The 25724-nt window shown below is 71.5% G+C and carries 25 protein-coding genes; 10 read left to right on the plus strand and 15 right to left on the minus strand.

The genetic code is table 11. The features are described 5' to 3' along the window. From ACLBYE_RS09240 to ACLBYE_RS09250, 3 genes are all read left to right on the plus strand, one after another. On the plus strand, window positions 1–1193 hold a 1193-nt coding region (locus ACLBYE_RS09240; protein ID WP_447693920.1), incomplete at its 5' end, for a c-type cytochrome. A 25-nt stretch (window positions 1194–1218) separates the two neighbouring features. Continuing rightward, entirely contained in the window at window positions 1219–2235 is a 1017-nt protein-coding gene (locus ACLBYE_RS09245; RefSeq protein ID WP_447693921.1) for a hypothetical protein, read from the plus strand. A 238-nt stretch (window positions 2236–2473) separates the two neighbouring features. After that, window positions 2474–3403: a LysR family transcriptional regulator gene (locus ACLBYE_RS09250; protein ID WP_447693922.1), complete on the plus strand. Its 930-nt coding sequence runs from the start codon at window positions 2474–2476 to the stop codon at window positions 3401–3403. 10 nt (window positions 3404–3413) lie between these two features. Here the strand turns inward: ACLBYE_RS09250 and uraD are convergent, their stop codons facing one another. The 3 genes from uraD to ACLBYE_RS09265 are packed head-to-tail and all read right to left on the minus strand — an operon-like array spanning window position 3414 to window position 6176. Continuing rightward, complete coding sequence (uraD, locus tag ACLBYE_RS09255) at window positions 3414–3923, minus strand: 2-oxo-4-hydroxy-4-carboxy-5-ureidoimidazoline decarboxylase (RefSeq protein WP_447693923.1); 510 nt, start codon at window positions 3921–3923, stop codon at window positions 3414–3416. After that, window positions 3920–4876 (minus strand): allantoinase PuuE, encoded by a 957-nt coding sequence (gene puuE, locus ACLBYE_RS09260; RefSeq protein WP_447693924.1) that lies wholly within the window; start codon window positions 4874–4876, stop codon window positions 3920–3922. Before puuE ends, uraD begins: the two co-directional genes overlap by 4 nt. A gap of 40 nt (window positions 4877–4916) precedes the next feature. Next, window positions 4917–6176, minus strand: coding sequence for a urate hydroxylase PuuD (locus tag ACLBYE_RS09265; protein WP_447693925.1), 1260 nt, complete (start codon window positions 6174–6176; stop codon window positions 4917–4919). A gap of 276 nt (window positions 6177–6452) precedes the next feature. Here ACLBYE_RS09265 and uraH point away from each other — a divergent pair, with 276 nt between their 5' ends. Beyond that, window positions 6453–6818, plus strand: a complete 366-nt coding sequence (uraH, locus tag ACLBYE_RS09270; RefSeq protein WP_447693926.1) for a hydroxyisourate hydrolase — start codon at window positions 6453–6455, stop codon at window positions 6816–6818. A 40-nt stretch (window positions 6819–6858) separates the two neighbouring features. Here the strand turns inward: uraH and ACLBYE_RS09275 are convergent, their stop codons facing one another. Next, window positions 6859–7758 (minus strand): AraC family transcriptional regulator, encoded by a 900-nt coding sequence (locus ACLBYE_RS09275; RefSeq protein WP_447693927.1) that lies wholly within the window; start codon window positions 7756–7758, stop codon window positions 6859–6861. 165 nt (window positions 7759–7923) lie between these two features. Here ACLBYE_RS09275 and ACLBYE_RS09280 point away from each other — a divergent pair, with 165 nt between their 5' ends. After that, window positions 7924–8505: a DUF308 domain-containing protein gene (locus ACLBYE_RS09280; protein ID WP_447693928.1), complete on the plus strand. Its 582-nt coding sequence runs from the start codon at window positions 7924–7926 to the stop codon at window positions 8503–8505. Between the two features lie 346 nt (window positions 8506–8851). Beyond that, on the plus strand, window positions 8852–9646 hold the full coding sequence (locus ACLBYE_RS09285) for an ABC transporter permease (protein WP_447693929.1): 795 nt from the start codon (window positions 8852–8854) through the stop codon (window positions 9644–9646). On the opposite strand, the gene ACLBYE_RS09290 is transcribed toward ACLBYE_RS09285, so the two are convergent. The 3 genes from ACLBYE_RS09290 to ACLBYE_RS09300 all read right to left on the minus strand — a co-directional run bounded on the left by ACLBYE_RS09290 (window position 9647) and on the right by ACLBYE_RS09300 (window position 12354). Next, window positions 9647–10066 (minus strand): RidA family protein, encoded by a 420-nt coding sequence (locus tag ACLBYE_RS09290; protein ID WP_447693959.1) that lies wholly within the window; start codon window positions 10064–10066, stop codon window positions 9647–9649. A 166-nt stretch (window positions 10067–10232) separates the two neighbouring features. Further along, window positions 10233–11198 carry an alpha/beta fold hydrolase gene (locus ACLBYE_RS09295; protein WP_447693930.1) on the minus strand — a complete coding sequence of 322 codons (966 nt, stop codon included), beginning with the start codon at window positions 11196–11198 and terminating at the stop codon, window positions 10233–10235. Between the two features lie 220 nt (window positions 11199–11418). After that, a complete protein-coding gene (locus tag ACLBYE_RS09300; RefSeq protein WP_447693931.1) occupies window positions 11419–12354 on the minus strand; it encodes a site-specific integrase in 936 nt (311 codons plus the stop codon). 685 nt (window positions 12355–13039) lie between these two features. Between ACLBYE_RS09300 and ACLBYE_RS09305 the strand changes: the two genes are divergently transcribed. Then, window positions 13040–14737, plus strand: a complete 1698-nt coding sequence (locus ACLBYE_RS09305) for a methyl-accepting chemotaxis protein (protein ID WP_447693932.1) — start codon at window positions 13040–13042, stop codon at window positions 14735–14737. Between the two features lie 278 nt (window positions 14738–15015). On the opposite strand, the gene ACLBYE_RS09310 is transcribed toward ACLBYE_RS09305, so the two are convergent. The 3 genes from ACLBYE_RS09310 to ACLBYE_RS09320 all read right to left on the minus strand — a co-directional run bounded on the left by ACLBYE_RS09310 (window position 15016) and on the right by ACLBYE_RS09320 (window position 17615). After that, complete coding sequence (locus tag ACLBYE_RS09310; protein ID WP_447693933.1) at window positions 15016–15297, minus strand: hypothetical protein; 282 nt, start codon at window positions 15295–15297, stop codon at window positions 15016–15018. Between the two features lie 53 nt (window positions 15298–15350). Then, entirely contained in the window at window positions 15351–15590 is a 240-nt protein-coding gene (locus tag ACLBYE_RS09315; protein ID WP_042674370.1) for a hypothetical protein, read from the minus strand. Between the two features lie 102 nt (window positions 15591–15692). Next, the gene (locus ACLBYE_RS09320) at window positions 15693–17615 is read right to left on the minus strand and encodes a hypothetical protein (RefSeq protein WP_447693934.1); all 1923 of its coding nucleotides are present in this window, start codon (window positions 17613–17615) and stop codon (window positions 15693–15695) included. Window positions 17616–18373: 758 nt separating this feature from the next. Between ACLBYE_RS09320 and ACLBYE_RS09325 the strand changes: the two genes are divergently transcribed. Beyond that, window positions 18374–18787: a hypothetical protein gene (locus ACLBYE_RS09325; RefSeq protein WP_091978554.1), complete on the plus strand. Its 414-nt coding sequence runs from the start codon at window positions 18374–18376 to the stop codon at window positions 18785–18787. Between the two features lie 222 nt (window positions 18788–19009). On the opposite strand, the gene ACLBYE_RS09330 is transcribed toward ACLBYE_RS09325, so the two are convergent. Further along, the gene (locus ACLBYE_RS09330) at window positions 19010–19705 is read right to left on the minus strand and encodes a TetR/AcrR family transcriptional regulator (RefSeq protein WP_447693935.1); all 696 of its coding nucleotides are present in this window, start codon (window positions 19703–19705) and stop codon (window positions 19010–19012) included. Between the two features lie 81 nt (window positions 19706–19786). Between ACLBYE_RS09330 and ACLBYE_RS09335 the strand changes: the two genes are divergently transcribed. Further along, window positions 19787–20527: a glucose 1-dehydrogenase gene (locus ACLBYE_RS09335; protein ID WP_020094818.1), complete on the plus strand. Its 741-nt coding sequence runs from the start codon at window positions 19787–19789 to the stop codon at window positions 20525–20527. Between the two features lie 143 nt (window positions 20528–20670). Here ACLBYE_RS09335 and ACLBYE_RS09340 read toward each other — a convergent pair whose 3' ends face one another. Together ACLBYE_RS09340 and ACLBYE_RS09345 are read right to left on the minus strand one after the other, a co-directional pair. Beyond that, complete coding sequence (locus tag ACLBYE_RS09340) at window positions 20671–21177, minus strand: lipocalin-like domain-containing protein (RefSeq protein WP_447693936.1); 507 nt, start codon at window positions 21175–21177, stop codon at window positions 20671–20673. Window positions 21178–21393: 216 nt separating this feature from the next. Further along, a complete protein-coding gene (locus ACLBYE_RS09345) occupies window positions 21394–22140 on the minus strand; it encodes a glucose 1-dehydrogenase (RefSeq protein WP_447693937.1) in 747 nt (248 codons plus the stop codon). A 106-nt stretch (window positions 22141–22246) separates the two neighbouring features. Here ACLBYE_RS09345 and ACLBYE_RS09350 point away from each other — a divergent pair, with 106 nt between their 5' ends. Beyond that, window positions 22247–22603 carry an ArsR/SmtB family transcription factor gene (locus ACLBYE_RS09350; RefSeq protein ID WP_447693938.1) on the plus strand — a complete coding sequence of 119 codons (357 nt, stop codon included), beginning with the start codon at window positions 22247–22249 and terminating at the stop codon, window positions 22601–22603. Between the two features lie 135 nt (window positions 22604–22738). On the opposite strand, the gene ACLBYE_RS09355 is transcribed toward ACLBYE_RS09350, so the two are convergent. Together ACLBYE_RS09355 and ACLBYE_RS09360 are read right to left on the minus strand one after the other, a co-directional pair. After that, window positions 22739–23698: a UDP-glucuronic acid decarboxylase family protein gene (locus ACLBYE_RS09355; RefSeq protein WP_447693939.1), complete on the minus strand. Its 960-nt coding sequence runs from the start codon at window positions 23696–23698 to the stop codon at window positions 22739–22741. After that, window positions 23695–25590, minus strand: a complete 1896-nt coding sequence (locus ACLBYE_RS09360) for a hypothetical protein (protein ID WP_447693940.1) — start codon at window positions 25588–25590, stop codon at window positions 23695–23697. The genes ACLBYE_RS09355 and ACLBYE_RS09360 overlap by 4 nt, the downstream gene beginning before the upstream one ends. Window positions 25591–25724 lie beyond the last annotated feature (134 nt).

The following is a 25724-nucleotide window of genomic DNA, read 5'->3' on the forward strand; positions in this document are numbered from 1 at the left end:
AGCCCCCGCTGGGCGCGGAGGCCATGCCCGCCCTCGCCCCCCGCGGCGCCAAGGTCGCCGCCGCGGCCGACTGCTTTGCCTGCCACACGGCCCGGGGCGGCGCCCCCTGGGCGGGGGGACTGCCCCTGGAGACGCCCTTCGGCACGATCCACGCCACCAACATCTCGCCGAGCCCGCAGGGCATCGGCGGCTGGAGCCGCGCCGACTTCCACCGGGCCCTGCGCGACGGGATCGCGCCGGGCGGCCGCCACCTCTACCCGGCGATGCCCTACACGTCGTATCGCGGCCTCGCGCCGGAGGATGTCGACGCCCTCTACGCCTACCTGATGACCCGCGCGCCGGTCGCGGTGGAGAACCGGGCCAACACCCTCGCCTTCCCGTTCGACCAGCGCTGGACCCTGGCGGCCTGGAACCTCCTGAGCCTGCCGGCCACGGTCGCCGCGCTCGATCCGGGCCGCTCCCCCCTGTGGAACCGGGGCCGCTACGTCGCCGACGCCCTCGGCCATTGCGGCGAGTGCCACACGCCGCGCACCGTGATCCAGGCCATGCGCCCGGACGCCGTCTATCGCGGCGCCACGATCGAGGGCGTCGAGGCGCCCGACATCACGCCGACGGGCCTCGCGCGGATGGGCTTCACCCCGCACGGCCTGCGCGACTTCATGCGCACGGGCCTCTCGGCCCAGGGCGGCGCGACGCACCAGATGTTCGACGTCGTGCATTTCTCGACGCAGCACATGGACGAGGTCGACCTCACGGCGCTCTCCGCCTACCTGTTCGACCGCGACGCCCTGCCGGCCGAGCCCGGGACGCCGGTCGCCGCCACCCCCGCGGCGATCCCCGCGGCGGTCGCGGCCCGGGGACGGGCCAGCTACGCCGGCCTCTGCGCCGGCTGCCACGGCGGGGCGGGGGAGGGGATCCCCCACGTCTCCGTGCCGCTGCGGACGAACACCGCGATGCGGGTCGCGGGCGCGGGCGGCCTCCTGCGGGCGATCCTCGTCGGGCTCCCGGCGCAGCGCTTCCCGGGCAACGAGCGGATGGAGGCCATGCCGCCCTTCGCCGCCCTGATCGACGACGCGGCGCTCGCCGACCTCGCGACCTGGATGCGGGCCGAATGGGGCGGGCAGGGTCAGGCGGTCACGCCGGACGAGGTCGCGCGCCAGCGCGCGGGTTTGCGGGCCGACGCTTCGAACTGAAGGCGGCCGGGAGGAGGGGGCGGACATGACCATGGCTTGTCGGATCGCGGCCGCGCTGCTGCCGCTCGGGATGACGTGCGCGGCGGGGGCGCAGGACCTCGGGACGGCCTCCTCGGCGCCGGTGGCGCCCGAGGCCACGACGGTGGTGGAGGACGGCCCGTTCTTCCTCTTCGCCGACACCCAGATCAGCTACCGCTACCAGTTCCCCACCGTCTCGCCGGGCGTCCAGATCCAGCGCCCCGACGGCAGCTTCGTCTCCCGCGAGGCGCCCAAGCACATCCTGAACATCTCCCACGCCGATGCCTGGGCCTACGGGACGAACTTCTTCTCCCTCGACATCCTCAAGTCCGGGTCCCAGTTCCCGGCCGGCACCACCAACGCGCCGGGCTCCGTCGCCGCCCCGTTCTTCGCTGATTACGGCAACACCGAAGCCTACGGGCTGTATCGCGGCACGCTGAGCCTCAACGCGCTCACGGGCACGAAGGCCTTCACCGTTCCCGGCCTCGTCAAGGAGGTGTCCCTCGCCTTCGGGTTCGACGCCAACGCCCAGAACGACGCCTTCGGCTCGAAGAAGCGCGACATCGTCGGCGGCCTGAACTTCGCCTTCGACGTGCCGGCGGGCTTTCTCAACCTCTCCGTGCAAGCCTACAAGGAGTGGAACCGGAACGGGTTCAATCTCCAGCCGGACCGCGACCAGAGCTTCGACACGGTCCCGGAATTCGAGCTGGTCTACAACTTTCCCCTGACCTTCACGGGGCTGCCGCTCAGCCTCGTCGGCTTCAACAACATCGTGCTGCCGAAGGGGCGGGGCGTGCGCAATCCGGCCGCCTTCGCCTTCAACCCGCCCCGCGGGCTCGAATTCCTGTCGCGCACCAACCTCGTGCTCGATCTCGGCAAGCTCGTCTACGATCAGCCCAACCGGGTCGATGTCTTCGTCGGGTTCCAGTACTGGCACAACAAGTTCGGGAACGTCGAGACCGCGACCTTCAAGGGCACCGAGGAGAAGAGCTTCCTCGCCGGCGTCGCGTTCCACGTCTTCTGATGCCGTTTCGGTCGATCAGATCGGTGCCGCCGTCTCTGCGAGCGGAGCGAAGCGATCCGGCCGGCGCCACGTTCCCCGATGTCCCGCAGCCCTGGGTTGCTTCGCTGCGCGCGCAATGACGGAGCGGGCTGCACCGACCGAAACGTCGCGCCGCGGGGGATGATCGGGTCGGACGCCGAGTTCACATTGTCGGGACAGTCCGTTGACAGTTCCGAACCGCTCCTGACGATCCCCGCCCATGATTTCCCTGGAGAGCATCCGCATCTTCCTGCGCTCGGCGGAGACGGGGAGCTTCTCGGCCGCCGGCCGCTCGCTGCGGCTGTCACCGTCGGTGGTGAGCTACCGGATCCAGACCCTGGAGGAGCATCTCGGCTGCCTGCTGCTGACCCGGACGACGCGGCGCATGAGCCTCACGGAGGCCGGCCGGATCTTCTACGACCGCTGCCTCGACATCACCGCGGCGGTCGAGCAGGCGGAGAAGAGCGTCGAGACCGCGGGCGCGGTGCCCCGCGGGGTGCTGAAGGTGACGGCGCCGCTCGGCCTCGGCCGCCGGGTCGTCGCGCCGCTCGTGCCGCGCTTCCGCGCCCGCCACGGCGAGACCGATGTCCGCCTGCGCCTGTCGGAGCACCTCCTCGACCTTGTGCAGGAGGCGGTCGACGTCGCGATCCGCCTGTCGCAGATGCGCGATTCCACCTTCACCCTGCGCAAGGTCGCGGAGGTCGAGCGGGTCCTGTGCGCGGCGCCGGCCTACCTGGCCGAGCACCCCGCGCCCGCCGAGCCGGCGGACCTGCTGCAGCACGATTGCCTGCTGCTGCGCTATCCCGGCTCCGAGCAGTTCCGCTGGACCCTGGTCGACGGCCAGGAGACCGTGACCCTGCCGGTCTCGGGGCACATCGACGCCGACGACGGCGACACGCTCACCGCCTGGGCGCTCGCCGGCGAGGGCATCGTCCTGAAGCCGCTGTTCGAGGTCGCGGCGCACCTCGCCGAGGGCCGGCTCGTCCCGGTCCTGGAGCACACCCCGCCGACCAGCGTGACGCTCGGCCTGCTCTACCCGTCCCGCAAGATGCTGTCGGCCCGGACCAAGACCTTCGTCGACATGACGCACGAGGCCCTGCGCCAGCACGTGAGCGAGCAGCTCGCCCTGATCGGCGGCCGGGCGGTCTGAGGCGGGCGCCTCAGGCCGCGACGAGGGCGTCCAGGCGCAGGGCGGCGATCCGTCCGACCTGCCGCAGGGCCTCGGCCCGCTCGGTCTCCGGCGGGTTGCCGAGCCGCTGCTCCAGGCGGGCGAGGATTGCGTCGCGGTCGAGGCCCCGGACCGCGATGATGAACGGGAAGCCGAAGCGCTCGGCGTAGGCCCGGTTGAGGTCCTGCAGCCGCGTCACCGCGGGGGAGGGGCCGCCCAGCAATCCGCTTCCCGCCTGCTCGCGGCTGGAATGCGCGGTGAGCTCGCCGCGCTGGGCGGCCCGCCCGGCGAGTTCGGGATGCGCCCGCAGCAGGGCGAGCTGGCGGACCCGGTCGGCGCCGGCCACCGTCGCCTCCATCGCCGCGTGCAGGTCCGCGCGCGCCGCGAAGGGCCCGCGGTCGAAGGCCGCCTCGGGGACCCAGGGGGAATGCTCGTAGACCTCGGCGAGGAGGTCCACGAAGGCGTCGCGCGCGAGCGCGTTGAGCGCGGCGATGGTGATCACGGACCTGTCCTCTCCGGGGTCGGTCCCGCCGCCGGGGCGCCGGGAGGATGGTGGGCCGCCCAGTGCCGGGCGATGTCGATCCGCCGGGTCACCCAGACGTCGGGACGGGCCAGGACGTGGTCGAGGAACCGGGCGAGGGCCGGCAGGCGGGCGGGGCGCCCGACGAGGCGGCAATGCAGCCCGATCGACAGCATCTTCGGGGCGCTCGCCCCCTCCTCGTAGAGGCAGTCGAAGGCGTCGCGCAGGTGCGCGAAGAACTGCTCGCCCGACGGGAAGCCGCCGGGGATCGAGAAGCGCATGTCGTTGGTGTCGAGGGTGTAGGGCACCACGAGGTGGTCCCGGCCGGCGACGCGGACCCAGTAGGGCAGGTCGTCGGCGTAGCTGTCCGAATCGTAGAGGAAGCCGCCCTGCTCGACCACGAGCCGCCGGGTGTTCGGGCTGTCGCGGCCGGTGTACCAGCCGAGGAGCGTCTCGCCGGTCAGGCTCCGGATCGTCTCGACCGCGCGGGCGAGGTGCTCCCGCTCGATCGCCTCCGGGACGTCCTGGTAGGGCAGCCAGCGCCAGCCGTGGCCGGCGATCTCGTGGCCGTCGCGGAGAAAGGCCTCCACGGCGGCCGGATTGCGGGCGAGCGCCTGCGCGACGCCGAACACCGTGAGGGGCACGCCGCGCTCGCGGAACAGGCGCAGGATCCGCCAGACGCCCGCGCGCGCGCCGTACTCGTAGAGGCTCTCCATGCTCATGTGCCGCGCGGGGAAGGGCGTCGCCCCGGCAATCTCGGAGAGGAAGATCTCGGCGTGGGGGTCGCCGTCGAGGACGGAGCGCTCGCCGCCCTCCTCGTAGTTCAGCACGAACTGGACGGCGACGCGGGCGCCGCCGGGCCAGCGGGCGTCGGGCGGCGCCTCGCCGTAGCCGACGAAGTCGCGCGGGGGGCCGTCTGTATCCGGTGCGGTCACGGGCGGGATCCTGCGTTGGCGCGGAAACGGGGTCCGACGGTTATCGCGCGGCGAGCCAGCGGGCGAGCGCCGCGCGCTCCTCGGGCTGCATGTCGGTGATGTTGTTGGGCGGCATCGCGTGGGTCAGGACGGCCTGCAGGCGGATGGCCGGCGCGAAGCGCGCGACGTGCTCGGGGCTGTCGAGGAGCACGCCCTTGGGCGGGCTCGTCATGCCCGGCCACAGGGGCTCGGCGGCGTGGCACATGGCGCAGCGCGTCCCGACCACGGCCATCACGGCGTCGTCGACCGCGGGGCCCTCGAGCGCGCCCGTCCCGGCCGCCGCGAGGCTGATCGCCGGGGCCGAGGCCGGGGCCGCCTCGGCGGCGGCCGACAGGCCGAACCGCTCGCGGGCGCCCGGCGAGGAGGCGACGCTGATCGCGACCGCCACCGCCACGCAGGCCGTGGCGACGCCCCAGGTCCACCAGCGGTCGCCCCCGCCGGCGTTGCGCACGTTGAAGTAGTGGCGGACGACGCCGCCCGCGATCACCACGAGGCCGACGATGGTCCAGCTGTAGGGCGAGGACCACGCCATCGGGTAGTGGCCGGACAGCATGAAGAACAGCACCGGCAGCGTCAGGTAGTTGTTGTGGGACGAGCGGTTCTTCGCCTGCTTGCCCCAGGCGGGGTTCGGGACCCGGCCCGCGACCAGCTCGGCGATCGCCTTGCGCTGGTTGGGCATGATGACGAAGAAGACGTTGCCGGTCATCCAGGTCGCGATCACCGCGCCCGTGTGCAGCATCGCGGCCCGGCCGGAGAAGACCTGCTGGAAGCCGTACGCGAAGGCGACGACCGTGAGGAACACGGCGGCCGCGAGCAGCGGCGGCCGGTTGGCCAGGGGCGAGCGGTTGAGCCCGTCATAGATCAGCCAGCCGAGGGCGAGGGCGCCGAGGCCGATGGCCGCCCCGGTCATCGGCGTGATCACGCGGACCGCCGGATCGATCAGGTAGAGGTCGGCCTGACCGTAATAGACCCAGCACAGCAGCGAGAAGCCCGACAGCCAGGTCGAGTAGGATTGCCATTTGTGCCAGATCAGGTGCTCCGGCATCCGGTCGGGCGCGACGAGATACTTGCGCACTTGGTAGAAGCCGCCGCCGTGCACCTCCCAGGCCTCGCCGCCCTTGCCGGCCGGGATTGCCGGAATGGCGCGCAAGCTGGCGTCGAGATGCATGAAGTAGAACGACGCGCCGATCCAGGCGATCGCGGCGACGACGTGGGTCCATCGAATGAGGAACCCGCCCCATTCGTGCAGGATCGGATACATGGGACGGATCCTCCGCGATCTGTCGTGGGGCCGGGTTCGGCCTCGATGTCGGCTCGTGGTTCGGCCCGAGCCGCTGCCCCGGGTGTGCCCGGAACCGAGGCCGGCAGCGACCCGCCCCGGCGCCAAGGACCTTCAAAATCATTCGGGAAATGCCGGACGCTTTTCGGGTTGTCCGAGCCCCCCGCCCCGTGCTCGTCTCCACCGTCTCCTTCGGCCCGACAGACCTTCGCCCGCCTCGGGTCGCGGGCGCGGGCCTTTCCGTCCGGGAGGACGCCGATGGGCCATCTTTCGACACACGTCCTCGACACGGCCGCCGGCAAGCCGGCGGCCGGGGTCACCCTCGAGCTCCGGCGCCTGGCCGGGGACGGCAGCGGGGACGGCACCGGGGAGACCGTCGCGTCAGCAACGACCAACGGCGACGGGCGGACCGACGGCCCCCTGCTCGCGGGCGACGCCCTGACGCCCGGGACCTACGAGCTCGTCTTCGCCGTCGGCGCCTATTTCGCCGGGACGGGTGCCGGCGCCGAGCGGCCGTTCCTCGACCGCGTGCCGGTGCGCTTCTGCGTCTCGGACCCGGACGCCAAGTATCACGTCCCGCTGCTCATCACGCCGTGGAGCTACTCGACCTACCGCGGAAGCTGAGACCGCGACCCCGGGCGGGACGTCGCCGGAGCGCCGGAACTCAGCGTTCCGGCCGCCCCCCGGCGGCGCGACCGGTCGCCTCCCGGGGCGAATGGCCGAACAGCGCCTTGTAGGCCCGGCTGAACGCCGCCTCCGACTCGTATCCGACGCGCAGCCCGATCTCGCCGACGCGCGCGTCGCCCGCGGCGAGCATGTCCCGCGCGAGGTTCAGGCGCCACTCGTTCTGGTAGCGCAGGGGTGAGCGACCGACGAGCGCGTTGAACCGCTCGCAGAAGCTCGACCGCGACATGCCGGCGACGTCCGACAGGGCCTCCACGCCCCAGCGCTGCAGCGGCCTCTCGTGCATGACCTTGAGGGCGCGGGCGATGCGGGGATCGGCCAGGCCGGCCAGCCACCCCGACGTCCGGCCGAGATGTACCCAGGTCCGCAGCGTGCGTATGACCGCGAGGTCGATGATGCGCGAGATCATCAGGGCCGCGCCGGGTTCGGCGTCGGTCGTCTCGACCAGCAGGAAATGCACGAGGCCGTCGATCCATCCGGCGCCCTCCTCGCGCCGGATGCAGATGTGCCGCGGCAGGAGCGCGATCATGCTGCGGAGCGTGTAGGGATCGAACCAGAACCGGCAGGCGACGACGTCCGCGCCCTCGGCGGCGACCAGCCGCCCGGTTCCGAGGCCGTGGGGCAGGAACAGCAGGTCGCCGGCGCCGACCGAGAGGGACTCGCCATCGCCTTCGAGGCGGAGGGCGCCCTTGATCACCACGAGGACGTGGCCTGCGCCGGCATCCAGATCCAGGCGCTCGCCCGGCGCGACCGACCGGGACTCGACGCGGTCCCCGGTGAGGCGGATCTGCGCGAGCACGTGGGACAGCAGATCGCCGGACGCGGCGCTGCGCGGCCCGCCCTCCGGAAGATCGGTCAAGTTTTCCAGCGTTTCCGACATGGCTGGCGCCGGCTCCCGATCCTAAACGTGGGCCCATCGAAGCGCGTATTCGCTCGGCGCATCCGGATCTACGAAGCTATAAATCGGCATCTATCGTGTCCATCTGCCTTGTTCACGAATAGATCCGGTCCGTCGAGCCGCGCTCAGTACACGAAGGAGCCGACGATGAGAACCGACCCGCAGCGCGATCGCGGTCCTGCCTTGCCCTGGCTCAGCGCCTACTACTTCGTGCGTGCCGGCGTCGCCGCCGCCTGGGTGGCCGCCGCGCTCGGCTTCGGGAGAGGCATGCCGGCGGTCGCCGCGACGCTCCTGGTCGCCTATCCCGCCTGGGACGCGCTCGCCAACCTGGCCGACGCGCGGCGCAACGGCGGCCTCGCGGGCAGTCCCAGCCAGGCCCTCAACGCGGCGATCAGCGCGGCGACCGCGCTCGCGGTCGCGGTCGCCCTCGGACGGGGCCCGAACGCGGTGCTCGCGGTGTTCGGCGCCTGGGCCATCCTCTCGGGACTGCTCCAGCTTCTCACCGGCGCGCGCCGCTGGCGGGCCGGCGCCCAGTGGGCCATGGTCCTGAGCGGCGCGCAATCGGCGCTCGCCGGCGGCTTCTTCATCAGGCAGGCGGCCGGCGCCGCGGTCCCCGGGATCGTGGATGTCGCGCCCTACGCGGCGTTCGGCGCCTTCTACTTCCTCGTCTCCGCGGCCTGGCTGACGGTGACGCGCATGCGGGACGCGTCGCGGGCGCGCGCCGCCTAGAGCCGTATCCGACCCTGTTGCAACGGTCGGGAAGGACGGCGAGCCCGGTCTCGCCAGCCGCACCAGGCCCCCTCTCCCGTGCGGGAGAGGGGTGGGGTGAGGGACGCGAAGGATCAGGACTGAACAGGCCGCCGATGCGCGTACAGGCCGCGACTCGTCCGGACTGTTCTCAGCCCTCACCCTGTCCCTCTCCCGCACGGGAGAGGGGACCCGCGCCTCGTTCGGCACGGGCTCGCCGATCGCCTGCGCCCCAACCCGATCGGGAACGGCTCTACGCCCCGGCCCCTCCGGACATCCGCACCGTCGTCCCCTCCCGACCGCCGTCGGACAGCAGAGGCCATGTTCCATGGGCGCGCCAACGAGCGTGAAGCCGCGGAGGAACGCGGTCGAGGCCTACCTCCACGTCCTGCACGCGCTGATGCTGCGCGACATGCGCACCCGCTTCGGCGCGTCGATGTGGGGCTACGGGGTCGTCGTTCTCTGGCCGTGCGTGCACGTCTTCGTGCTGATCACGATCTACACGGTTCAGAAGCTGCCCGCGCCGCTCGGCGACGACAGAGCCCTGTTCTTCGCGACGGGCGCCGTGCCCGTGCTCGTCTTCCAGTACATCTCGCGCGAAGTCATGAAGTCCGTGATCGTCAACCGGCCGCTGACCTACTACCCGCAGGTCAGGCTGTTCGACCTGGTGTTCTCCCGCGTGCTCGTCGAGATCGTGACCGGCTTCCTGGCCCTGCTGGTCGTGAGCGGTGTCCTGGTCGCGCTCGGCACGAACCCGGTCCCGGCGGACCCGCTGACGGCGGTGGGCGGCTATCTCGCCGCGATCGCGCTCGGGATCGGGATCGGCACGATCAACGTCGCGATCATCGGCTTCTTCCCCGGATGGCTGATCGGCTACGCCCTGTTCAGCATCATCCTCTACGTGTCTAGCGGCGTCCTCTTCCTGCCGAGCTACTTGCCGGAACGGCTGTACTACTGGGCCAAGTTCAATCCGGCCCTGCAGGTCGCGGAATGGATGAGGTCGGCCTACTACCCGGCTGCCGGGCTGCAGGTCGACCATCTCTACGTCGTCGTGTTCGGCCTGACCGCGGCGTGTGTCGGCCTGGGCCTGGTCGTGCGCGGCGGCGGCCGGCTGCGAGGCTGATCAGCCCGATCGCGCGGCCGACGACGGCGAGGTCGCGCCGCCGCGGTGGGCGATCAGGTCGATCTCGACCAGGGCGTCGTAGGCGAGCCCCGTCGTGCCCACGCAGGTCCGGGCCGGCAGCCGGTCGGACGGGAAGTAGGATTTGTAGGTGGCGTTGAAGGCGGCGTAGTCGCGCTTGAACTCGGTCAGGAACGCGCGCGCGACGACGACGTTCTCGAGGCCCAGGCCGAGGCCGGCCAGGACCGTCGCGAGATTGGCCATCACGTTGCGGGTCTGCGCCTCGATCCCGTCGGGCAGGACGCCGGGCCTGTCCGGCGTGTCGGGCATCTGACCCGTGACGAAGACGAAGCCGTCGACCTCGACCGCGTGGCTGAAGGGGGCGACCGGCTGCGGCCCGCCGGAGACCATGTGGAACAGCATGGCCGACGAGGCTGACTGGGGTTGCGGCACCGCGATCTCCCTTTCGACGGGCGCGACCCGCCCGATCTCCGTGATCCAGGTCCGCGACCGTAGGGTCACGATCAGGCCGGGGATAGTGTCGGATGCGGCGGTCGGGTCCGGGCCGCGCCCTGCCCGGTGGAGAGGGTCAGAAGAAGCGCCGGATCTCCTCCGCGATCGCGTCGCCGTCCGTCTCCAGGGCGAAGTGCCCGGTGTCGAGGAAGGTGACGCGCGCCTCCGGGATGTCGCGCCGGAACGCCTCGGCGCCGGGCGGGATGAAGAACGCGTCGTTGCGCCCCCAGACGGCGAGGAGCTTCGGGCGGCGCGCGCGGAAGAAGGCCTGGATCAGCGGGTAACGCGCGAGATTGCGCTCGTAGTCGAGCTTGAGCGTGACCTGCCGGTCGGCATTGCCCGGCCGCGCCAGGATGGCCGCGTCGAGCGTGTAGGCCTCGGGCTCGATGCGGGACGGGTCGGGCACACCCTGGACGTAGGCGGCCCTGACGCCGTCGAGGGTCATGCGGGCGCGGATCGCCGCGACGGCGGCCGCGTTCGGCGCGGCCCAGTAGGCCCGCAGCGGCGCCCAGGCCGCGTCGCCGAGCCCGTCGAGATAGGCGTTGCCGTTCTGGGACACGATGCCGGCGACCCGGTCGGGATGGGCGAGCGCCAGGTCCCATCCGACCGGCGCCCCGTAATCGAACGTGTAGAGGATGTAGCGGTCGAGGCCGAGCGCGCCGACGAACGCCTCCGTCGTGCGCGACAGCGACGCGAAGTCGTAGACGTAGGCGCGATCCTCCGGGACGTGCGTGAACCCGAAGGAGGGCAGGTCCGGCGCGATCAGGCGGAAGCGATCGGCCAGCTTGGGCATGAGGTGCCGGAAGTAGAAGGACGAGTTGGCGAAGCCGTGCAGCAGCAGGATGACCGGGGCGTCGGGGCGACCGGCCTCCCGGTAGAAGACGTCCACGCCGTCGGCCCGGACCGTGCCGTGGCGGACCTCTCCGGCCCGCGTCGGGTGGACCTCCGCCCGCACGGTGCCCGACGCCGCCGCGCCCGTCGCCAGCACGCCGCCGGCGAGCACACGCCGCCGCGTCGCGCGGGCCGGTCCGAGCCCCGTCATCTCGTCTCCGTGCGTGTGTCGCATCATGGCGCGCCTCAGCCTGGCGGGACGGCATGCGTCGGGATCGTCACCGCCGGGTCGGACGGCGCGACCATGATGCGGGGACGCGGCGCGCTCCGGAACAGCCAGTCGTCGCAATTCACCATTCCCTGCCGCGAAACGATCGGCGGCCGTCGCGGCGATCGCGGGCTTCCCGAAGGCCCGGAGCGCCGCCCCGGCGCTAGAGGCCGAGGTCGCGGCCCGGATGCGCGTCGGCGAGCTTGGCCCGGCGGACGTAGCCCCGCATCGTCTTGAGATCCCGGTGGCGGGAATGCGCCATGATCTCCTCGTCGCGCGATCCGCGCCTGTACGCCTCGGTGATGAAGCCCGCGCGGAACCCGTGGGCGGAGATGCGCTCGCGGGGTCCGGCGACGAGGCCGGCTTCCGCCGCGCGCTTCTGAACGATGCGGCCCACCGAGTCCGGATGCAGCCCGTCGTCCATCACGGTGCCGTCCGCCCGGACGGCCCGGAAGACGTAGCCGTCGGCCGGAGCCGCCTGCAGCCAGCGCCGGAGCGCGGCGACCGGACAGGTCGCGGGGCTCCCGCCCGCCAGGACGGTCACGATCGTGCCCTCGCCGTCCTGATCACCTTTCGAATGCGGCAGGAAGACATCGACGGCGCCGTCCCGGAACGCGAGATCCTCGTGGCGGATCCGCGCGACCTCGGAGCGCCGGAACGCGCCGGCGAAGCTCAACAGGAACAGGGCGCGGTCCCGGAGCGCGGCCACCGTCCCGTCGCAGGCGGCGACGATCCGGAGCGTTTCGGGCACGCCGAGCGCGGCGGCCTGCGTCTTCGGCCTGCCGTAGCGCCGGAACATCCCGCGCAGCGCCGCCCGGACGGCCGGATGCGCCGGGATCCACTGCAATCCCTGGAGCTTGTGCGCCTGACCGATCGTGACGAGCCGACGCTCGATCGTCGCGCGCTTGTGGGTCTCGGCCATGGAGGTGAGGTAACTCGCCACCTGCTCGGGGCCCGCGGGCAGGGGCGCGAGATCGTGGCCGCTGCACCAGCGCGCGTAGTGCTGCCAGTCGGCGCGGTAGGCCCGACGGGAATTCTCCGAGAGCGCCTCGTCGGCGAAGGCGCGGGCGCGGGCGGCAAGCGTGGCGGGCAGCGTCATGGCTCTCTCCCTCGGTCGCGCCTGAGCGTGGCGCTACGTCTGATAAGAAAGGGTTATCAGACGCTGGCCGATGCGGCGCGGCCCGGGCCTCCCGCTACGTGGAGGAGGGTGGGCTGCATGCCTCGCGAACGGTCACGAGGGGACAGGACGTTCCCGCTCCGCGACGGGTCGGGAACGGCGCGCGATCGCGCGGATCTGCGGCCCGGCATCACCCGCTGCGGCGCGTCGGAGCGTCCAGCGGAACCGTGTGATCGGATCGGGGATGGCGCTCCTCGCCTCCACATCCGGGCAGACGGTCCGCCAACGGTCCGAGCCAGCCGCCCGGCCCGCCGGCAGTGCTTCTCCGGTTCGTCCGGATGGTCACCCTCCGGGCGCGTCGCCGCGCCCGGGTCGCGACGCTGGAACATCACCGCGGGAGGTGTCCGCGATTGAAATCGCGCGCTCGACGGAAGTTCATTCGGTGGTTGTGAAGCACGCCGCGGAACTTTAATCCCGGACGATTGCGCTTTTTATTGATCGCACTCTGGCGCCGAGCGCGCAACCTCAAATCACTATTGGATATCCTCAGCAATAAGATCGCGATCATTAACCTGCATTTAGTTCTGTATCGGCATCTTGGCTCAACGCTCTCCGCATTGAGCAGCGTGCGGAGCTCTCTGCGATCCTGAACACTGGAGGGGATGCCATGGGTCGGTTTCGCAATTTGCGATTGGGCACCAAGATCGCGATACCGGCCGCCCTACTGCTCGCGACCGCCGTCGGCATCGTCTTCTTCGCGCGGTCGGCGATCGATGAGCTCGAGAAGAACACCCAGCAGATCGTCGATGTGGCCGCCGTTCGCGCCGTCACAGCGCTGCAGATGGCGCTGGCCATGAGCAACGCGACGATCTCCGAGAAGAACATCATCATACAGACCGATGCGGCCACGATGGCAGCCGAGCGTCAGCACTTCCAGCGCGAGCGGACGCTCGCCTACGAGGCGATCGACCGCCTCATCGCCCTCGCGGACACCCCGGCTCGGCATTCGGCGAACGCAGCCATCAAGGTCGATATGGGCGCGTATTTCGCGGCGGCCGACCGCGCCATCGCCCTGGGCATGAAGAACGATGCCGAAGGGGCCCGGACGATCTCGGTCGACGAGGGCCGCCCCGCGCGGGCCAAAGTGCTGGAAGGCGTCCAGATGCGGACCGAGACGAACGCCAGGGAACTCAGAGCCTCCAGGGACCACGCCGTCGCCGTCGCCGAGCAGATCAAGCTGACGCTCACGGTCATCGCCGCGTCGGGCCTTCTCGTCGCGTTCGGGATTCTCGGCGGGATCGTGCTGTTCGGGATCAACCGGCCGCTGGCCAGCCTCGTCGGCGTGCTGCAGCGGATGGCCAGGGGCGAGGTCGACGCCGAGATCGAGGAGGCCGCCCGCGGCGACGAGATCGGTGCCGTCGGCAAGGCGGTCGAGGGAATCAAGGCCATGGTGGCCCAGAAGGCCGCCGAGCAGGCCGAGATCCGGCGCATCGCCGACGCGGCGGCGGCCGTCGAACGCAAGCGGACGATGGTCGAACTCGCCGACGGTTTCGAGCGCGCGGTCGGCGGGATCATCGGCATGGTCTCGTCCTCGGCCACCGAGCTCCAGGCCACGGCACAGACGATGACGGCGACGGCCACCGAGACGGCCAGCCAGTCGACCACCGTGGCGGCCGCGGCCGAGGAGGCCGCCAGCAACGTCAACACGGTCGCCGCCGCCGCCGAGGAACTCGGCTCCTCGGTTCAGGAGATCGGCCGGCAGGTCGACGGTTCGGCCGATATGGCGCGGGTGGCGGTCAACGAGGCCGACCAGACCGGCGCGCTTGTGCAGGAACTGAGCGCGTCGGTCGCGCGCATCGGCGACGTCGTCGGCATGATCTCGACCATCGCGGGCCAGACCAACCTGCTCGCCCTGAATGCCACCATCGAGGCGGCCCGCGCGGGTGCCGCCGGCCGCGGCTTCGCGGTCGTGGCGACGGAGGTGAAGGCTCTGGCCGAGCAGACCGCCAAGGCCACCGAGGAGATCACCGGGCAGATCGCCCGGGTTCAGGCCTCCACCGGTCAGGCCGTATCGGCCATCGGGTCGATCACCGTGCGGATCCAGGAGATCAGCCACGTGGCCACCTCGATCGCCGCGGCCGTGGAGCAGCAGGGCGCGGCGACGCAGGAGATCGTCCGGAACGTCAGCCAGGCCGCGATGGGCACCGGCGAAGTGACCAGCAACATCGCCGGCGTGGCCGGCGCGGCCGAGGAGACGGGCGCGGCGGCGAGCCAGGTTCTGGGAGCGGCTTCCGAGCTGTCGCGCCAATCCGAGCATCTCGCTGCCGAGGTGGGGCGCTTCATGGCCACCGTCCGAGCCGCCTGATCCGGGGGCGACCCACGAGCCCCGTCCAGCTCGTCGCCGGTCGGGGCCGTTTCAGAACCGAGTTCCGCTAAGGGGGCTCTCGTCCGCCCTGAACCTTCTTCCCGCATCCGGCGTTGAAGACTTCAATCCATGATTGAGGTCCCGATGAAATACCGTACTCTCTTGCGTAGTCTCTCGGCCGCTGCGCCGCTCGCGGCCGTCCTCGCCGGGACAGCCTACGCGCAGGCACCGGCCACCGCGCCGGGCGCGCCGCCGACCTCCTCGGGCGTCGTCACGCCTCAGTCGGGCTCGACCGGCGCGCCGGGCGCGGTGACGGGGTCGCCGACCGGGCAAGCCGCCGACACGCGTTCCAACAGCTCCTCAGCCGCGGGCAACGCCAACCAGCCGGAGCGCCCGTCGCCGCAGGGCGGCAGCGGTGGCAGCAGCAGATAGCCATCGACGATCCGCCGGAACGGGCCCGGTGGCGGCCCCGTTGCCGGCGGCCTCTCCCTGAATCGCTGCGCGCCGCGCGGCTCGTGGACCTGACTGCCGATCCCGGCACGATGGGTTCTGGAGACCACGCCCGGCGGCCGCGACACCGGTCATCGCCGTCGGGTCGCGCCACCGCCGCGCGTCAGGCCTCGTCCTCGGCCGAGCCGGGCCAGGCCGGACCGTGACGCTCCTCGAGTTCCGCTCGGCCGGCTTCGGTGATGCGGTACTCGACGGTCTTCGTGTCCGGATCCGTCCGACCCGTCGCGAGAACCAGTCCCAGGACCTCCATGCGCCGCATGTAGCCGCTGACCTGATAGAAGCGGGCGCCGGTCTGCGCGAGGGTGCGGAGCCGGTAGAGGCTGCCGGGCGGGAGCTTGTACATCGCCCGCCACCGTATCGATTGTCGGCCCGGACGTCAGTGGGGACAGGTCGGTTCGGTCGGCAGCCCCGCGCGTGCTGAACCGCGCACGATGCGCCGGGTCGTTCACGCGGGGCTGGACGGCGCGGCGGAGCGGGCCGCGAGTGCCGTCAGGACCGCCCGCCCGTAGGCGGTGGTCGCGAGGCTCGCGCGGAGCTCGCGGTAGAGGTCGTCCCTCCCGAGGCGACAGTCGAGATCGGGGCGCGCCGCGAACCCGTCGAGTTCCTCGAGGATGAGCGCGGCGAAGTCGGCGGGCTCCAGCAGGCCCTCGGCGGCATCGAGGACGCCGTACTCCTCGAGGAATCCGCCACTCAGGGTGATCAGGCCATCCCTGTACCGGATCAGCGCGAAGTAGACGCCGAACCGGATCATGGCCCGGTCGCGCCAGCCCGCCTCGGCGATGTAGGTCCTCATCATCGCCCCGGTGGAGTACGCCTCGTGCTCCCCGTCGCGCTGGGCGAGGTAGTCGCGGTAAACGTCATGGGCTGTCGGATCGAGGTGGAGCAGCGCCTGCATGGCCGGCGCCAGCGCACCCTGATCGTCCTCGGACCCCCAGATCTGGCGATACAGCTTCCTGGCCTCCACCACCCCGGGCTGGACCGTGAGATAAGTCGTGAGGAGTGCGCGCAGCGCCGGAACCACGGCAACGCGCTCGCGGGCGATGCGCGCGAAGAAGGCCGATTCCGTCATGGCCCGCCCGCCGACCTCGAAGGTCAACGCGAGCACGTCGCCCCGCAGGAGTCCCCCCAGATCCGCTCGGATCCGGCCGGTGAGCGAGTCCAGGGCTTCGGCGATGGCGGCGGCCGAGAACGCCGCGACGGTGACCACCGGCTGCGAGCGCGCCAGGAAGCGCCGGACCGCCGACGCGCTCGGGCCTGCCGACGGCCGGGATCGATAGCCGTCCTCCTCCGGGGTGATCGTCCGGGCGGGCGCCGCGTCGGCGCACCGAGCGCGCGGGATGTAGACGGAGTCGCTGAAGAAGCGGATCTCGACCCGCTCCGCATCCGCCACGTCGGCGAAGGCGGAGACGGCCTTCGCGCCGTCGTAGCGCGCGAAGGAGAAGACGGGCGAGCGCGTGCCGTCCAGGCCGATGCGCTGGAAGTCCGTGGTCCGATCCCAGAAATACCCCGACTTGATCCAGAACGCCCGCTCGTCGGGCTCCCAGGCCACCTCGGTGATCGCGCGCGGAGGCTCGGAGCCGGGCCGCGCGACGAGCGTCGCCGCGCGGGCGACGGGCCCGGTCGTCCAGAGTTCGACGGCCTGTCCGAGGCGGGGAGGGCCGGCGTCCCCCGTATCGGCCGCTGCCTCCGGTGGGCCCCCGCGCGCGGGATCGGAGTGCGGCGTGACGGCGTAGCGGCCGCTGGGGCTGAACCAGTAGGGCTTCACCGCGTCCGGCAGCGGGTCGTAGCGCAGCGTCGCGCCGGCCCGTTCGAGCCGACACAGCCCGTAGGCCGACCCGCCCGGCCCGCACCGGAAGCCGATGAAGGCCAGCCGCCCCCCGGGATCCTCGAACAGGTCGCCGTGAATGGTCAGGATGGCCGGCCCGTCCGGGCGCGGCGGATAGGCCTCCTCGGGCGACAGGGACCCGACCGGGCCATCGGCATGCCAGACGAGTCCGCGCCCGTGCTGCAGGATCTCGAGATCCGACGCCCGCAGGACGACGATGTCGTCGAGGTACTGCTCGTCTTTCGTCGGCCCATGGCTCCGATAGGCCGCGATCCGGTCGGCATCGCGGGTGACGAACAGCTTGTGATTGAAGGGTCCCTCGCCCGGCAGGCGGCGGCGCACGCGATCCCGGCCCGCCCGCCAGTCGATCAGGCAGAGTTCCCCGTCATCGGACAGGCAGACCAGTCCCGCAGCGCCGACCAGGGCGGCGGCCCGGATCGATTCCTGCGGAAAAGGCAGGATCATGCGCCACCGCCCGCCGTCTTCGACGGCCGCGACCGTGTTGTATCGCTGCTCCGTGCCGGTGATCGCCAAACGGGGCATGCACGCTCCTCGTCAGCGCCGGAAGGTTCGGTCGACGGGCCCGCCGCCCTCCGGAAACGCCCGATGGCCGCGGGGAGGGGAGGGCGCTGTGACCGGTATCTCCCCGTGCCTCGCACGGATCGAGGGGCGGGCGGTGAGCCGGTCCTGCACCGTTGTCGAGATCCTGCCGACGCGCCCCGGACGCCTTCTCAAAGATTTCATCCATCCCGCGCAGCGCGCCGGCAGCATCCGTGCCGGCGGCTCCGGGTCCGGCCGGTGTTGCGCCGGAAAAGCACCGAGCTTGTCCATGTCGAGCGCCCTCGTATGGTACCCCGCGCTGCAGCGAACGTCACGGCGCGGCGATGAGCTAGTCCTCTGGACAGGGCCACCGGCTCCGACGATGCCATCGGACAGGTTCGGGCACCGTGGCTCTGTTCTGCTGGCTGCGGTACGCATGGCAGAGGGAGCGCCACCGTGAGGCAACGCCGGCGCGCAGCCGTACCGCCGCGGGGCGCGTGTGACAGGAACGAGGACGGTTCGGCGCATTCCCGGACGCGATCGTGACGGCTCTGGCGCTCCGCGCGACCGACGGCGGCCCCCCGGATTGCCCGAGGCACACGTCTTCGAGCACGCGCCACCCGCCGGACACACGCACGGAACAGAACCTACCCATCATGCAGCATCTCCATGGACGAAGCGTGAGGATATCGAAGGCCATGCGCCGTGAGATCACTTTTCTTACCGTGGCAATTCTAGGGTCTTGTCTTGGAGGACCCGCAATGGCGCAGGAGATGCGCTGGCAGAAGCGGGAAGGGGACGGTCGCGTCCATCTTGCCTACGAGATTCCGGACAGCGGCGCGCAGAGCCTCGCGCTCACCTGCGACACGCGGGGCGGACAGCTGAGTGTCGACTACTACGACGACAGAGACCGCGCTCGGGACGGCACCCGGGCCGAGGTCGAGTTCGCCTCGGAGGGCGGCACGCTCTCACTGCCGATGCGGGCGAAACAGCTGGAACTCGACGACCAGATCGTGCTCCAGACCACGACAACGTTGACGCAAGACTGGGTGCGGATCCTGTCCGGCAAGACCCTTCGCGTGACGCTCTCCGGCGACACGCAGCGGATCCCTCTGGCCGGCGCCCGGACCGGTCTTGCCGCCCTGGTCGCGGGCTGCAGCCGTCCTTCGCGATGACTTCGCGATGACTTCGCGATGACTCCGAGCGTCAGATCGTAGTATAAGCGCCGATCATTCGGGTCACATCTCAGCATTCCATAATGTTTGTTATGCGAATATCGCTCAGCGGCTCGAAGCTTCTCATCGAAGACGGCATCGTCGACGTCCCGCCGGACGCCTGAGGACGCCGCGCGCCCTCCCCCAGACGATCGGGCTGCTCGGGCCGCGCGTGCCGAACCGTCACCGGAGCGGACGGTCGCCCGCGCCCCCGACGCGCGCGTCCCACCCCGACAGCGTCAGCTGGGCGACGGCCTCGAGCTCCTCCCGGGTCGCGCCGTCGCGGGCCTGGAGCGACATGCCGTTCTGCACCGTGAGCACGAAGCGGGTGAGCGCGGCGACGTCGACGGCGGCGCCGATCTCGCCCGCCGCGACCGCGCGCGCGAGCCGCTCCGCGACCCGTCGGCGTCCCTCGGCGCGGGCCGTGCGCAGCAAGGCGCCGAGCTCCGCCTGCCCCTCGCTGCCGGCCGCCGAGAGCGTCACCATGCAGCCGAGCGGCTCGATGCGGCCGCAGGCGCCGGTGAGCGCGGCGGCCGAATCCATCAGGAGCGCCTCGACGGCCCCGCGCGCCGATGCGGCAGCGTCGAAGTTGGCCCAGACCATCCCGCCGTACCGATCGCCGTAGTGGCGCAGCGCCTCGGCGTAGAGCGCCTCCTTCGAGCCGAACGCCGCGTAGAGGCTCGGCGACCCGATCCCCATGGCCGCGGTGAGATCCGCGATGGATGTCGCGGCGAAGCCGCGGCGCCAGAACAGCTGCATCGCCTGATCGAGCGCCGCCTCCCGGTCGAAGGCGCGGGGCCGGCCGCGGCCGCGCGCCGCCTGGTCCCCTGCCCGGTCCCTTGCCCGGTCCCCTGCCTGGATCGAAGCGGATTTTTGCATCGATCGTTATATAAACCGCTTGACCCGGGCCGGCAACGCATCTAGCCATTTCTGTGTCGTTCATTACAGAAAGAGGCGGACGTGAGTGAGCTGGCAGGCAAGCGCGCCCTGGTGACGGGCGCATCACGCGGCATCGGTGCGGCCATCGCCCTGGCGCTCGCGGACCGGGGCGCGGACGTCGCCATCACGTACGAGCGGTCCGCCGAGCGGGCGGCCGAGATCGTCCGCGCCATCGAGGCGAAGGGCCGCCGCGGGCGCGCCATCCAGGCCGACAGCGCCGACGCCGCGGCGGTGAAGCGCTCGGTCGACGAGGCGGCCGAGAGCCTCGGCGGGCTCGACATCCTCGTCAACAACGCCGGCATCGCCCGCGGCGGCCCGGTCGCGGAGATGAGTCTCGCCGACATCGACGCCATCCTGGATGTCAACGTCCGCTCCGTCGTGCTGGCGTCGCAGGCGGCCATCCCGCACCTGAAGGAGGGCGGCCGGATCATCTCCATCGGCTCCTGTCTCGGGGAGCGGGTCCCGTTCCCCGGGGTGACGGTCTACTCGATGTCGAAATCCGCCCTGCTCTCGTTCACGCGGGGTCTGGCGCGCGAACTCGGGCCGCGCGCCGTCACGGTGAACCTCGTGCAGCCGGGATCGACCGACACCGACATGAACCCGTCCGACGGGGCGCAGGCGGACATGCAGCGGGCGATGACCGCCCTCGGCCATTACGGGACGCCGGACGATATCGCGGCCGCGGTGGCCTTCCTGGCGAGCCCGGCCGCGCGCCAGATCACCGGCACCACCCTCACGGTCGATGGCGGCGCCAACGCGTGAACCTCCGCGGCGGACCGACGGACGCGGGCTCCGTCGCGTCGGTCCGCCGATGGCCGCCCCGCCCCCGGTCGGGGCTGCCGTCCTGCGGGGCCCTCCCGCGCGGCCCTCCAGGATTGAAGCCCCGGGTCGCGCACGGCTCCGGCTCAGCGGACGCGCTCCCACGTGATGGCGATCCGCGTGCCGTCCGGGCGTCGGAAGCTCTCGCTCAGCCGGTCCCCCTCGACGGTCAGGCGAAGCTGCTCGGTCGTGCGCACGTCGCCGACCCAGTTCGGGAAGGTCGAGCCCTCGACGCGGTTGCCGCTGAACACGCCGTCGGCGTCCACCGTGTAGGTGCCGAAGAACCCGATGCTGCCGGCCATGGCCGCCCGGTTCTCCTCCGCGGTCCCCTGACCGCGCGCGCTCGAGGCGAACCGGGGAATGTCGGCGTCCGTGAGCACCTCGACGAAGTGCATGTCGCGCGTGAACACCAAAAGCCCGCTCGGGCGCGCGCCGTAGGCCGGCGCGTTGCGCCCCTCCGGGTCGAGCCGCGCGGACACCATGCGCCACGTTCCCAGCACCTGGTTGGCGGGCTCGGCGCTGGCGGTCGACGCCGCGAGCGCCGTCACGAGCGCCGCCGCGAGCACGGCCAGGCCCCATCTCGATCGGATCATCCCTCCCCTCCCCTTCTGCCTGCGGCAGGCACCGCGACCGACATGCACGGCACGGCGCTCCACCCTAGCCGCCCCCGTGGACGAAGGCGCCATCGTCGTCGCGTCATCGTCTCCGCGGGGCGTGTCGGCGGCGATCCGCTCCCGGCCCGCGCGGCCGCGGCGCTCCCCCGGCACGCGGTCGGGCACCGACACGCGCGCAGGGGCCGGCGCCGTGGATCAGCGGATGCCGCCGCTGGCCGTGATGTTCTCGCCGGTGAGCCAGCGCGCGTCGTCGGAGGCGAGGAAGGCCACGACGGTGGCGATGTCGTCCGGCTCACCGGCCCGGCCGAGGGGCGTCTGCGCGACCATACCGGCCTCCATCTCCGAGCCGGAGATCCCGGCGGCGTGCGTGCCCTCGGTCACCACGTAGCCCGGGCTGACGACGTTCACGCGGATCTTGCGCGGCGCCAGCTCGTTGGCGAGCACCCCCGATATGGCGTTCACCGCCCCCTTGGTCCCCGCGTAGACCGCCGCCGCCGGCGTGTGCACGTGGGTGATCGCCGAGGAGACGTTCACGATGCTCCCGCCCTCGCCGAGATGCTTCGCGGCCGCCCGCGTCGCCAGCAGGACGCCGAGCACGTTGACGTCGAACTGGCGGCGGTAGTGTTCCTCGGTGACCTCCTCGATCGCCGCGAACTCGTAGACGCCGGAATTGTTGACCAGCACGTCGAGCCGCCCGAACGCGCGGATCGCGGCCTCGATCACATCCTGCGCCTCGGAAGCTCGGGACACGTCGCCCTGTGCGGCGACGGCCCGGCCGCCGGCGGACGTGATCGCGTCCACGACGGCGTCGGCCCCTGCCCTGCTGGACGCGTAGTTGACCACCACGGCGGCGCCTTCCCGCGCCAGCGCCTTGGCGATCCCCGCACCGATGCCCTTCGATGCCCCGGTCACGACGGCGACCTTGCCCGCAAGCTTCGACATGTGTCCTATCTCCGACATGGGCCGGCCGCGGGATGGCGGCCTGAGTCCCATAGTTCGGAACTTCGGAACTAACGGAGCGTCGTTCAAGACCCCATATGGACGAAAGATGAGACCGCTGTTTCACCCCGCCATCGAGGACGTGCGACCCGAGGCCATCCTGCACGCCCTCGCCGACCCGAGCCGCGCGGCCATCTTCGCCAGGATCATGCGGGCGGGATGCGTCGAGGCCTGCTCGGCCGTGTCGGCGCTCGGGGACCGCGTCATCCCGAAATCCTCGTTGTCCAACCACTTCAAGGTGCTGCGCGAGGCCGGGTTGATCCGCAGCGAGCGTCACGGCGTCGAGGTGCGCAACCATTCCCGCTGCGCCGAGGTGGAGGCGCGCTTTCCCGGCCTGCTGATGGGCATCATCAACGCCTACGCGGCGGAGGCCGGCCCCGCCGCAGAGGCCGCAGGACCGCGATAGGGGCCAGGCCCGGGTCGGGCGCCGCGGACGCCTCGAGCGCGCGCGGCCGCTCGCCCGAAGCGGCCCGGCGGTCGGTCAGGACCGATCCCGCCGAGACACGGCGGGGCGGCCGATCTCGGCGTCACGCGCGCCGGATCATCGCGGCCCGCTCCGCTCCGAGGCCAGCAGCGTCTCGAAATACGCGATGGTTCTCATGAGCCCGTCCCGCAACGGCACGGTCGGGCGCCAGTCGAGGCACTGCGCGGCCAGGGCGATGTCGGGCCGCCTCTGGCGCGGGTCGTCCACCGGCAGCGCGGCGTGCACGAGCTTCGAGCGCGAGCCCGACAAGTCGACGACGAGTTCGGCGAGCTGCCGGATGGTGAACTCGTCCGAGTTTCCCAGATTGACGGGGCCGGTGATCTCCGTGTCGGTGGCCATCATCGCCTGCAGCCCCAGGACCAGGTCGTCGACGTAGCAGAAGGAGCGGGTTTGATGCCCTTCGCCGAAGATCGTGATCGGCGCGCCGCGCAGGGCCTGGACCACGAAGTTGGAGACGACCCGCCCGTCGCTGGGATGCATGCGCGGGCCGTAGGTGTTGAAGATCCGCACCACCTTGATCGGGACGCGGTGCTGTCGGTGATAGTCGAAGAACAGGGTCTCGGCGCAGCGCTTGCCCTCGTCGTAGCAGGAGCGCGGGCCGAGCGGATTGACGTTCCCCCAGTAGCCCTCGGGCTGCGGGTGCACGAGCGGGTCCCCGTAAACCTCCGAGGTCGAGGCCTGGAGGATCGGCACGCGGAGCCGCTTCGCCAGCCCCAGCATGTTGATCGCCCCCATGACGCTGGTCTTGGTCGTCTGGACCGGATCGAACTGGTAGTGGATCGGGGATGCCGGGCAGGCGAGATTGTAGATCCGATCCACCTCGACGAAGAGCGGGTGCGTGACGTCGTGCCGTATGAGCTCGAAGCGCGGATTGTCGAACAGGTGGGCGATATTGCTCTTCCTGCCCGTGAAGAAATTGTCGACGCAGAGCACCTCGTGGCCCTGCTCCAGCAGGCGCTCGCTCAGGTGCGAGCCGATGAAGCCGCCGCCGCCGGTGATCAGGATCCGATCGCTCATCCGTGATGCTCCCGGCGCTCAGAGCCGGCCGCGTCGGCGGCGGCGCGAGTCCTGAAGAGGGTGAGCCGTCTCAGCCAGTGCGGGCGCGCGGCGCGCCGCTTCGGCAGGTTCTGCTCGACGAAACTGGCGAACTCTTCGAGGTCGAGATCGAAATCTTCGCGCTCCCGGCTGCCGGGAACATGCAGGGCGTTGGTCGAGGTGTCGAGGTCCGTCACCCGCTCGGCGGGGAAGTAGTGACAGGCCGACACGTTCTCGCGAAAGATCTCGGTGTCGTAGATGCGCAGATCGTCCTTCCCGCTGAGCACGGATCGGCTCGAGATGACGCATCCGGGCGCGTTGGCGACCCACTTATACTTGGCGAGCCCGGCCCCGAAATGGGTCACGAACAGGTCGGTGTGGAGCGCGGCCACGAGGCTCGCCCCCATCGAGCAGGGCACGAGCGGCAGCAACTCCACGTTGGAGACATCGGCGACCCGTGCGCGGAGCGCCCCGATCAGGTCGAGCTCCTTCCGGACGATGGACGGCACGGCCCCTTCCGCGGGCACGAGGCTCTCGCAGTAGCTCTCGACGTAGCCGCCCTCCGTGCCCGCGAGCGTGTTGTGCCCGTCGACGATGACGAGGAATCTCTCGCCGCGCCGCCGGCCGAGACGTCGGATCAGCGCCACGTACCCGTCGAGCTGCCGGACCCACTGGCGGTTCTCCAGGCGCAGCCCGATCAGGACGATCGTGGCCCGGCGCGCCGCGTCCGTCAGGCGGGCATCGAGAGCGGGTTCCGCGCTCCGCGCCAGGGCCGCGAGACGATCGGCCAATCGCTGGCTCACGCGGTAGGAACGGAAGGGCAGGAAGGTCGCCGCGCCGGCGACGGCAGCCTGCAGCAGGGGCAGCGGGCCTTCGATCCCGCGATACACGTGCCCGGCGAGCTCCGGGAAGACGGCGTCGACCGGAGAGATCGGCTCGTTGCAGCTCGCGAACAGGAACACCGCCGGCGCGCGACCGAGCGACAGCACGTCGTCGACCGCGGCCAGCTCGTTCCAGATGGCGTGACTGATGTGTGCGTGCTCGAAGACCACCCCGACGCGCGTCGACCGCGCCGCGCCGTCGATCAGCGCCGGCAGGAGGTACTGCCGCCACAACCGGACCTGCACCAGGGTCGCGGCGTCGAACCCGACGCTTCCCAGGTTCGGCCGGGCGTAGGCCGTGTTCGCGCGAACGTCCAGCAGGGCCGATGAGAGGCGCGAGTTCTTGCCGATCAGCGTGCACAGCGTCTCGTTCCGGTCCGCCGCGTAGCCGACAAAGCGGAAGCCCGGCATGGGCAGGTAGATCGAGAAGCGCAGATCGCCGCCGTCCGGATGGGCCGTCTCCTGGCCGCCGCGCGCGACGATCGCCTTCGTGACCAGTTCGGGCAGGTGGGGCGGAGCCCCCGCCGGTGCGGCGTTGAGCCGTGCCAGCGCCGCGTGCATCGCCTGCGCCCGCGGATCGGAACCGCCGCCCGTGACGACCCGGACAGCGTGCTCCGGGCTCGCGGCAGCCGCGCGCGCGAGGGCTTCGATCAGGAGGTGCAGATCCTCGATCATGGCCTGCGTGCTCGACGCGTCGCCGTCGTCGGTGTGGAGCGCCTCGGCCTGCCAGTCGAGCGGGCCGGCGCCGTCCCACGGCGCGGCGAGGAAGTCCGCGGCGCAGGACGCCAGCGGCGTGCCGTCCGGGCTCAGGAATCGGAACGCGCGCGCGTCGTTCGGACCCAGGAGCGCGACCACCGTGGCGCGCCCGCCGAGATCGATCAGACCCAGGACATCCCAGTCGGGCTCCGTCGGGGCAGGCGCGACGAGCCGACCATCGCGGCTCGCGACCGCCTCGCCCGATCGCTGCAGCCTGCGGGTGTGGCGGATGATCATGGGCGCCCGTCCTCGATAGCTCCGTCCGGGTTTGTCGAAGTTCGGGCGTTGCCACAAGGAGGCCCGTGGGCGCGCCCCCGGAACAGGCCGATCCGATCGGATGCACCCGACGCGCCCGCAGCGGACCCGCGTCC

This window comes from Methylobacterium sp. A52T, from assembly GCF_053346095.1.

Coding starts and splice junctions, on each gene's coding strand:
- ACLBYE_RS09295 (WP_447693930.1), bottom strand. CDS start 11,198: ATGACGGGGCTCGGACCGGCCCGCGCGACGCGGCGGCGTGTGCTCGCC.
- uraH (WP_447693926.1), top strand. CDS start 6,453: ATGGGCCATCTTTCGACACACGTCCTCGACACGGCCGCCGGCAAGCCG.
- ACLBYE_RS09355 (WP_447693939.1), bottom strand. CDS start 23,698: ATGAGCGATCGGATCCTGATCACCGGCGGCGGCGGCTTCATCGGCTCG.
- ACLBYE_RS09350 (WP_447693938.1), top strand. CDS start 22,247: ATGAGACCGCTGTTTCACCCCGCCATCGAGGACGTGCGACCCGAGGCC.
- ACLBYE_RS09250 (WP_447693922.1), top strand. CDS start 2,474: ATGATTTCCCTGGAGAGCATCCGCATCTTCCTGCGCTCGGCGGAGACG.
- ACLBYE_RS09330 (WP_447693935.1), bottom strand. CDS start 19,705: ATGCAAAAATCCGCTTCGATCCAGGCAGGGGACCGGGCAAGGGACCGG.
- ACLBYE_RS09320 (WP_447693934.1), bottom strand. CDS start 17,615: ATGCCCCGTTTGGCGATCACCGGCACGGAGCAGCGATACAACACGGTC.
- ACLBYE_RS09285 (WP_447693929.1), top strand. CDS start 8,852: ATGGGCGCGCCAACGAGCGTGAAGCCGCGGAGGAACGCGGTCGAGGCC.
- ACLBYE_RS09275 (WP_447693927.1), bottom strand. CDS start 7,758: ATGTCGGAAACGCTGGAAAACTTGACCGATCTTCCGGAGGGCGGGCCG.
- ACLBYE_RS09265 (WP_447693925.1), bottom strand. CDS start 6,176: ATGTATCCGATCCTGCACGAATGGGGCGGGTTCCTCATTCGATGGACC.
- ACLBYE_RS09290 (WP_447693959.1), bottom strand. CDS start 10,066: ATGCTGTTCCACATGGTCTCCGGCGGGCCGCAGCCGGTCGCCCCCTTC.
- ACLBYE_RS09305 (WP_447693932.1), top strand. CDS start 13,040: ATGGGTCGGTTTCGCAATTTGCGATTGGGCACCAAGATCGCGATACCG.
- ACLBYE_RS09300 (WP_447693931.1), bottom strand. CDS start 12,354: ATGACGCTGCCCGCCACGCTTGCCGCCCGCGCCCGCGCCTTCGCCGAC.
- ACLBYE_RS09280 (WP_447693928.1), top strand. CDS start 7,924: ATGAGAACCGACCCGCAGCGCGATCGCGGTCCTGCCTTGCCCTGGCTC.
- ACLBYE_RS09245 (WP_447693921.1), top strand. CDS start 1,219: ATGACCATGGCTTGTCGGATCGCGGCCGCGCTGCTGCCGCTCGGGATG.
- ACLBYE_RS09345 (WP_447693937.1), bottom strand. CDS start 22,140: ATGTCGAAGCTTGCGGGCAAGGTCGCCGTCGTGACCGGGGCATCGAAG.
- ACLBYE_RS09340 (WP_447693936.1), bottom strand. CDS start 21,177: ATGATCCGATCGAGATGGGGCCTGGCCGTGCTCGCGGCGGCGCTCGTG.
- ACLBYE_RS09315 (WP_042674370.1), bottom strand. CDS start 15,590: ATGTACAAGCTCCCGCCCGGCAGCCTCTACCGGCTCCGCACCCTCGCG.
- ACLBYE_RS09360 (WP_447693940.1), bottom strand. CDS start 25,590: ATGATCATCCGCCACACCCGCAGGCTGCAGCGATCGGGCGAGGCGGTC.
- ACLBYE_RS09325 (WP_091978554.1), top strand. CDS start 18,374: ATGGCGCAGGAGATGCGCTGGCAGAAGCGGGAAGGGGACGGTCGCGTC.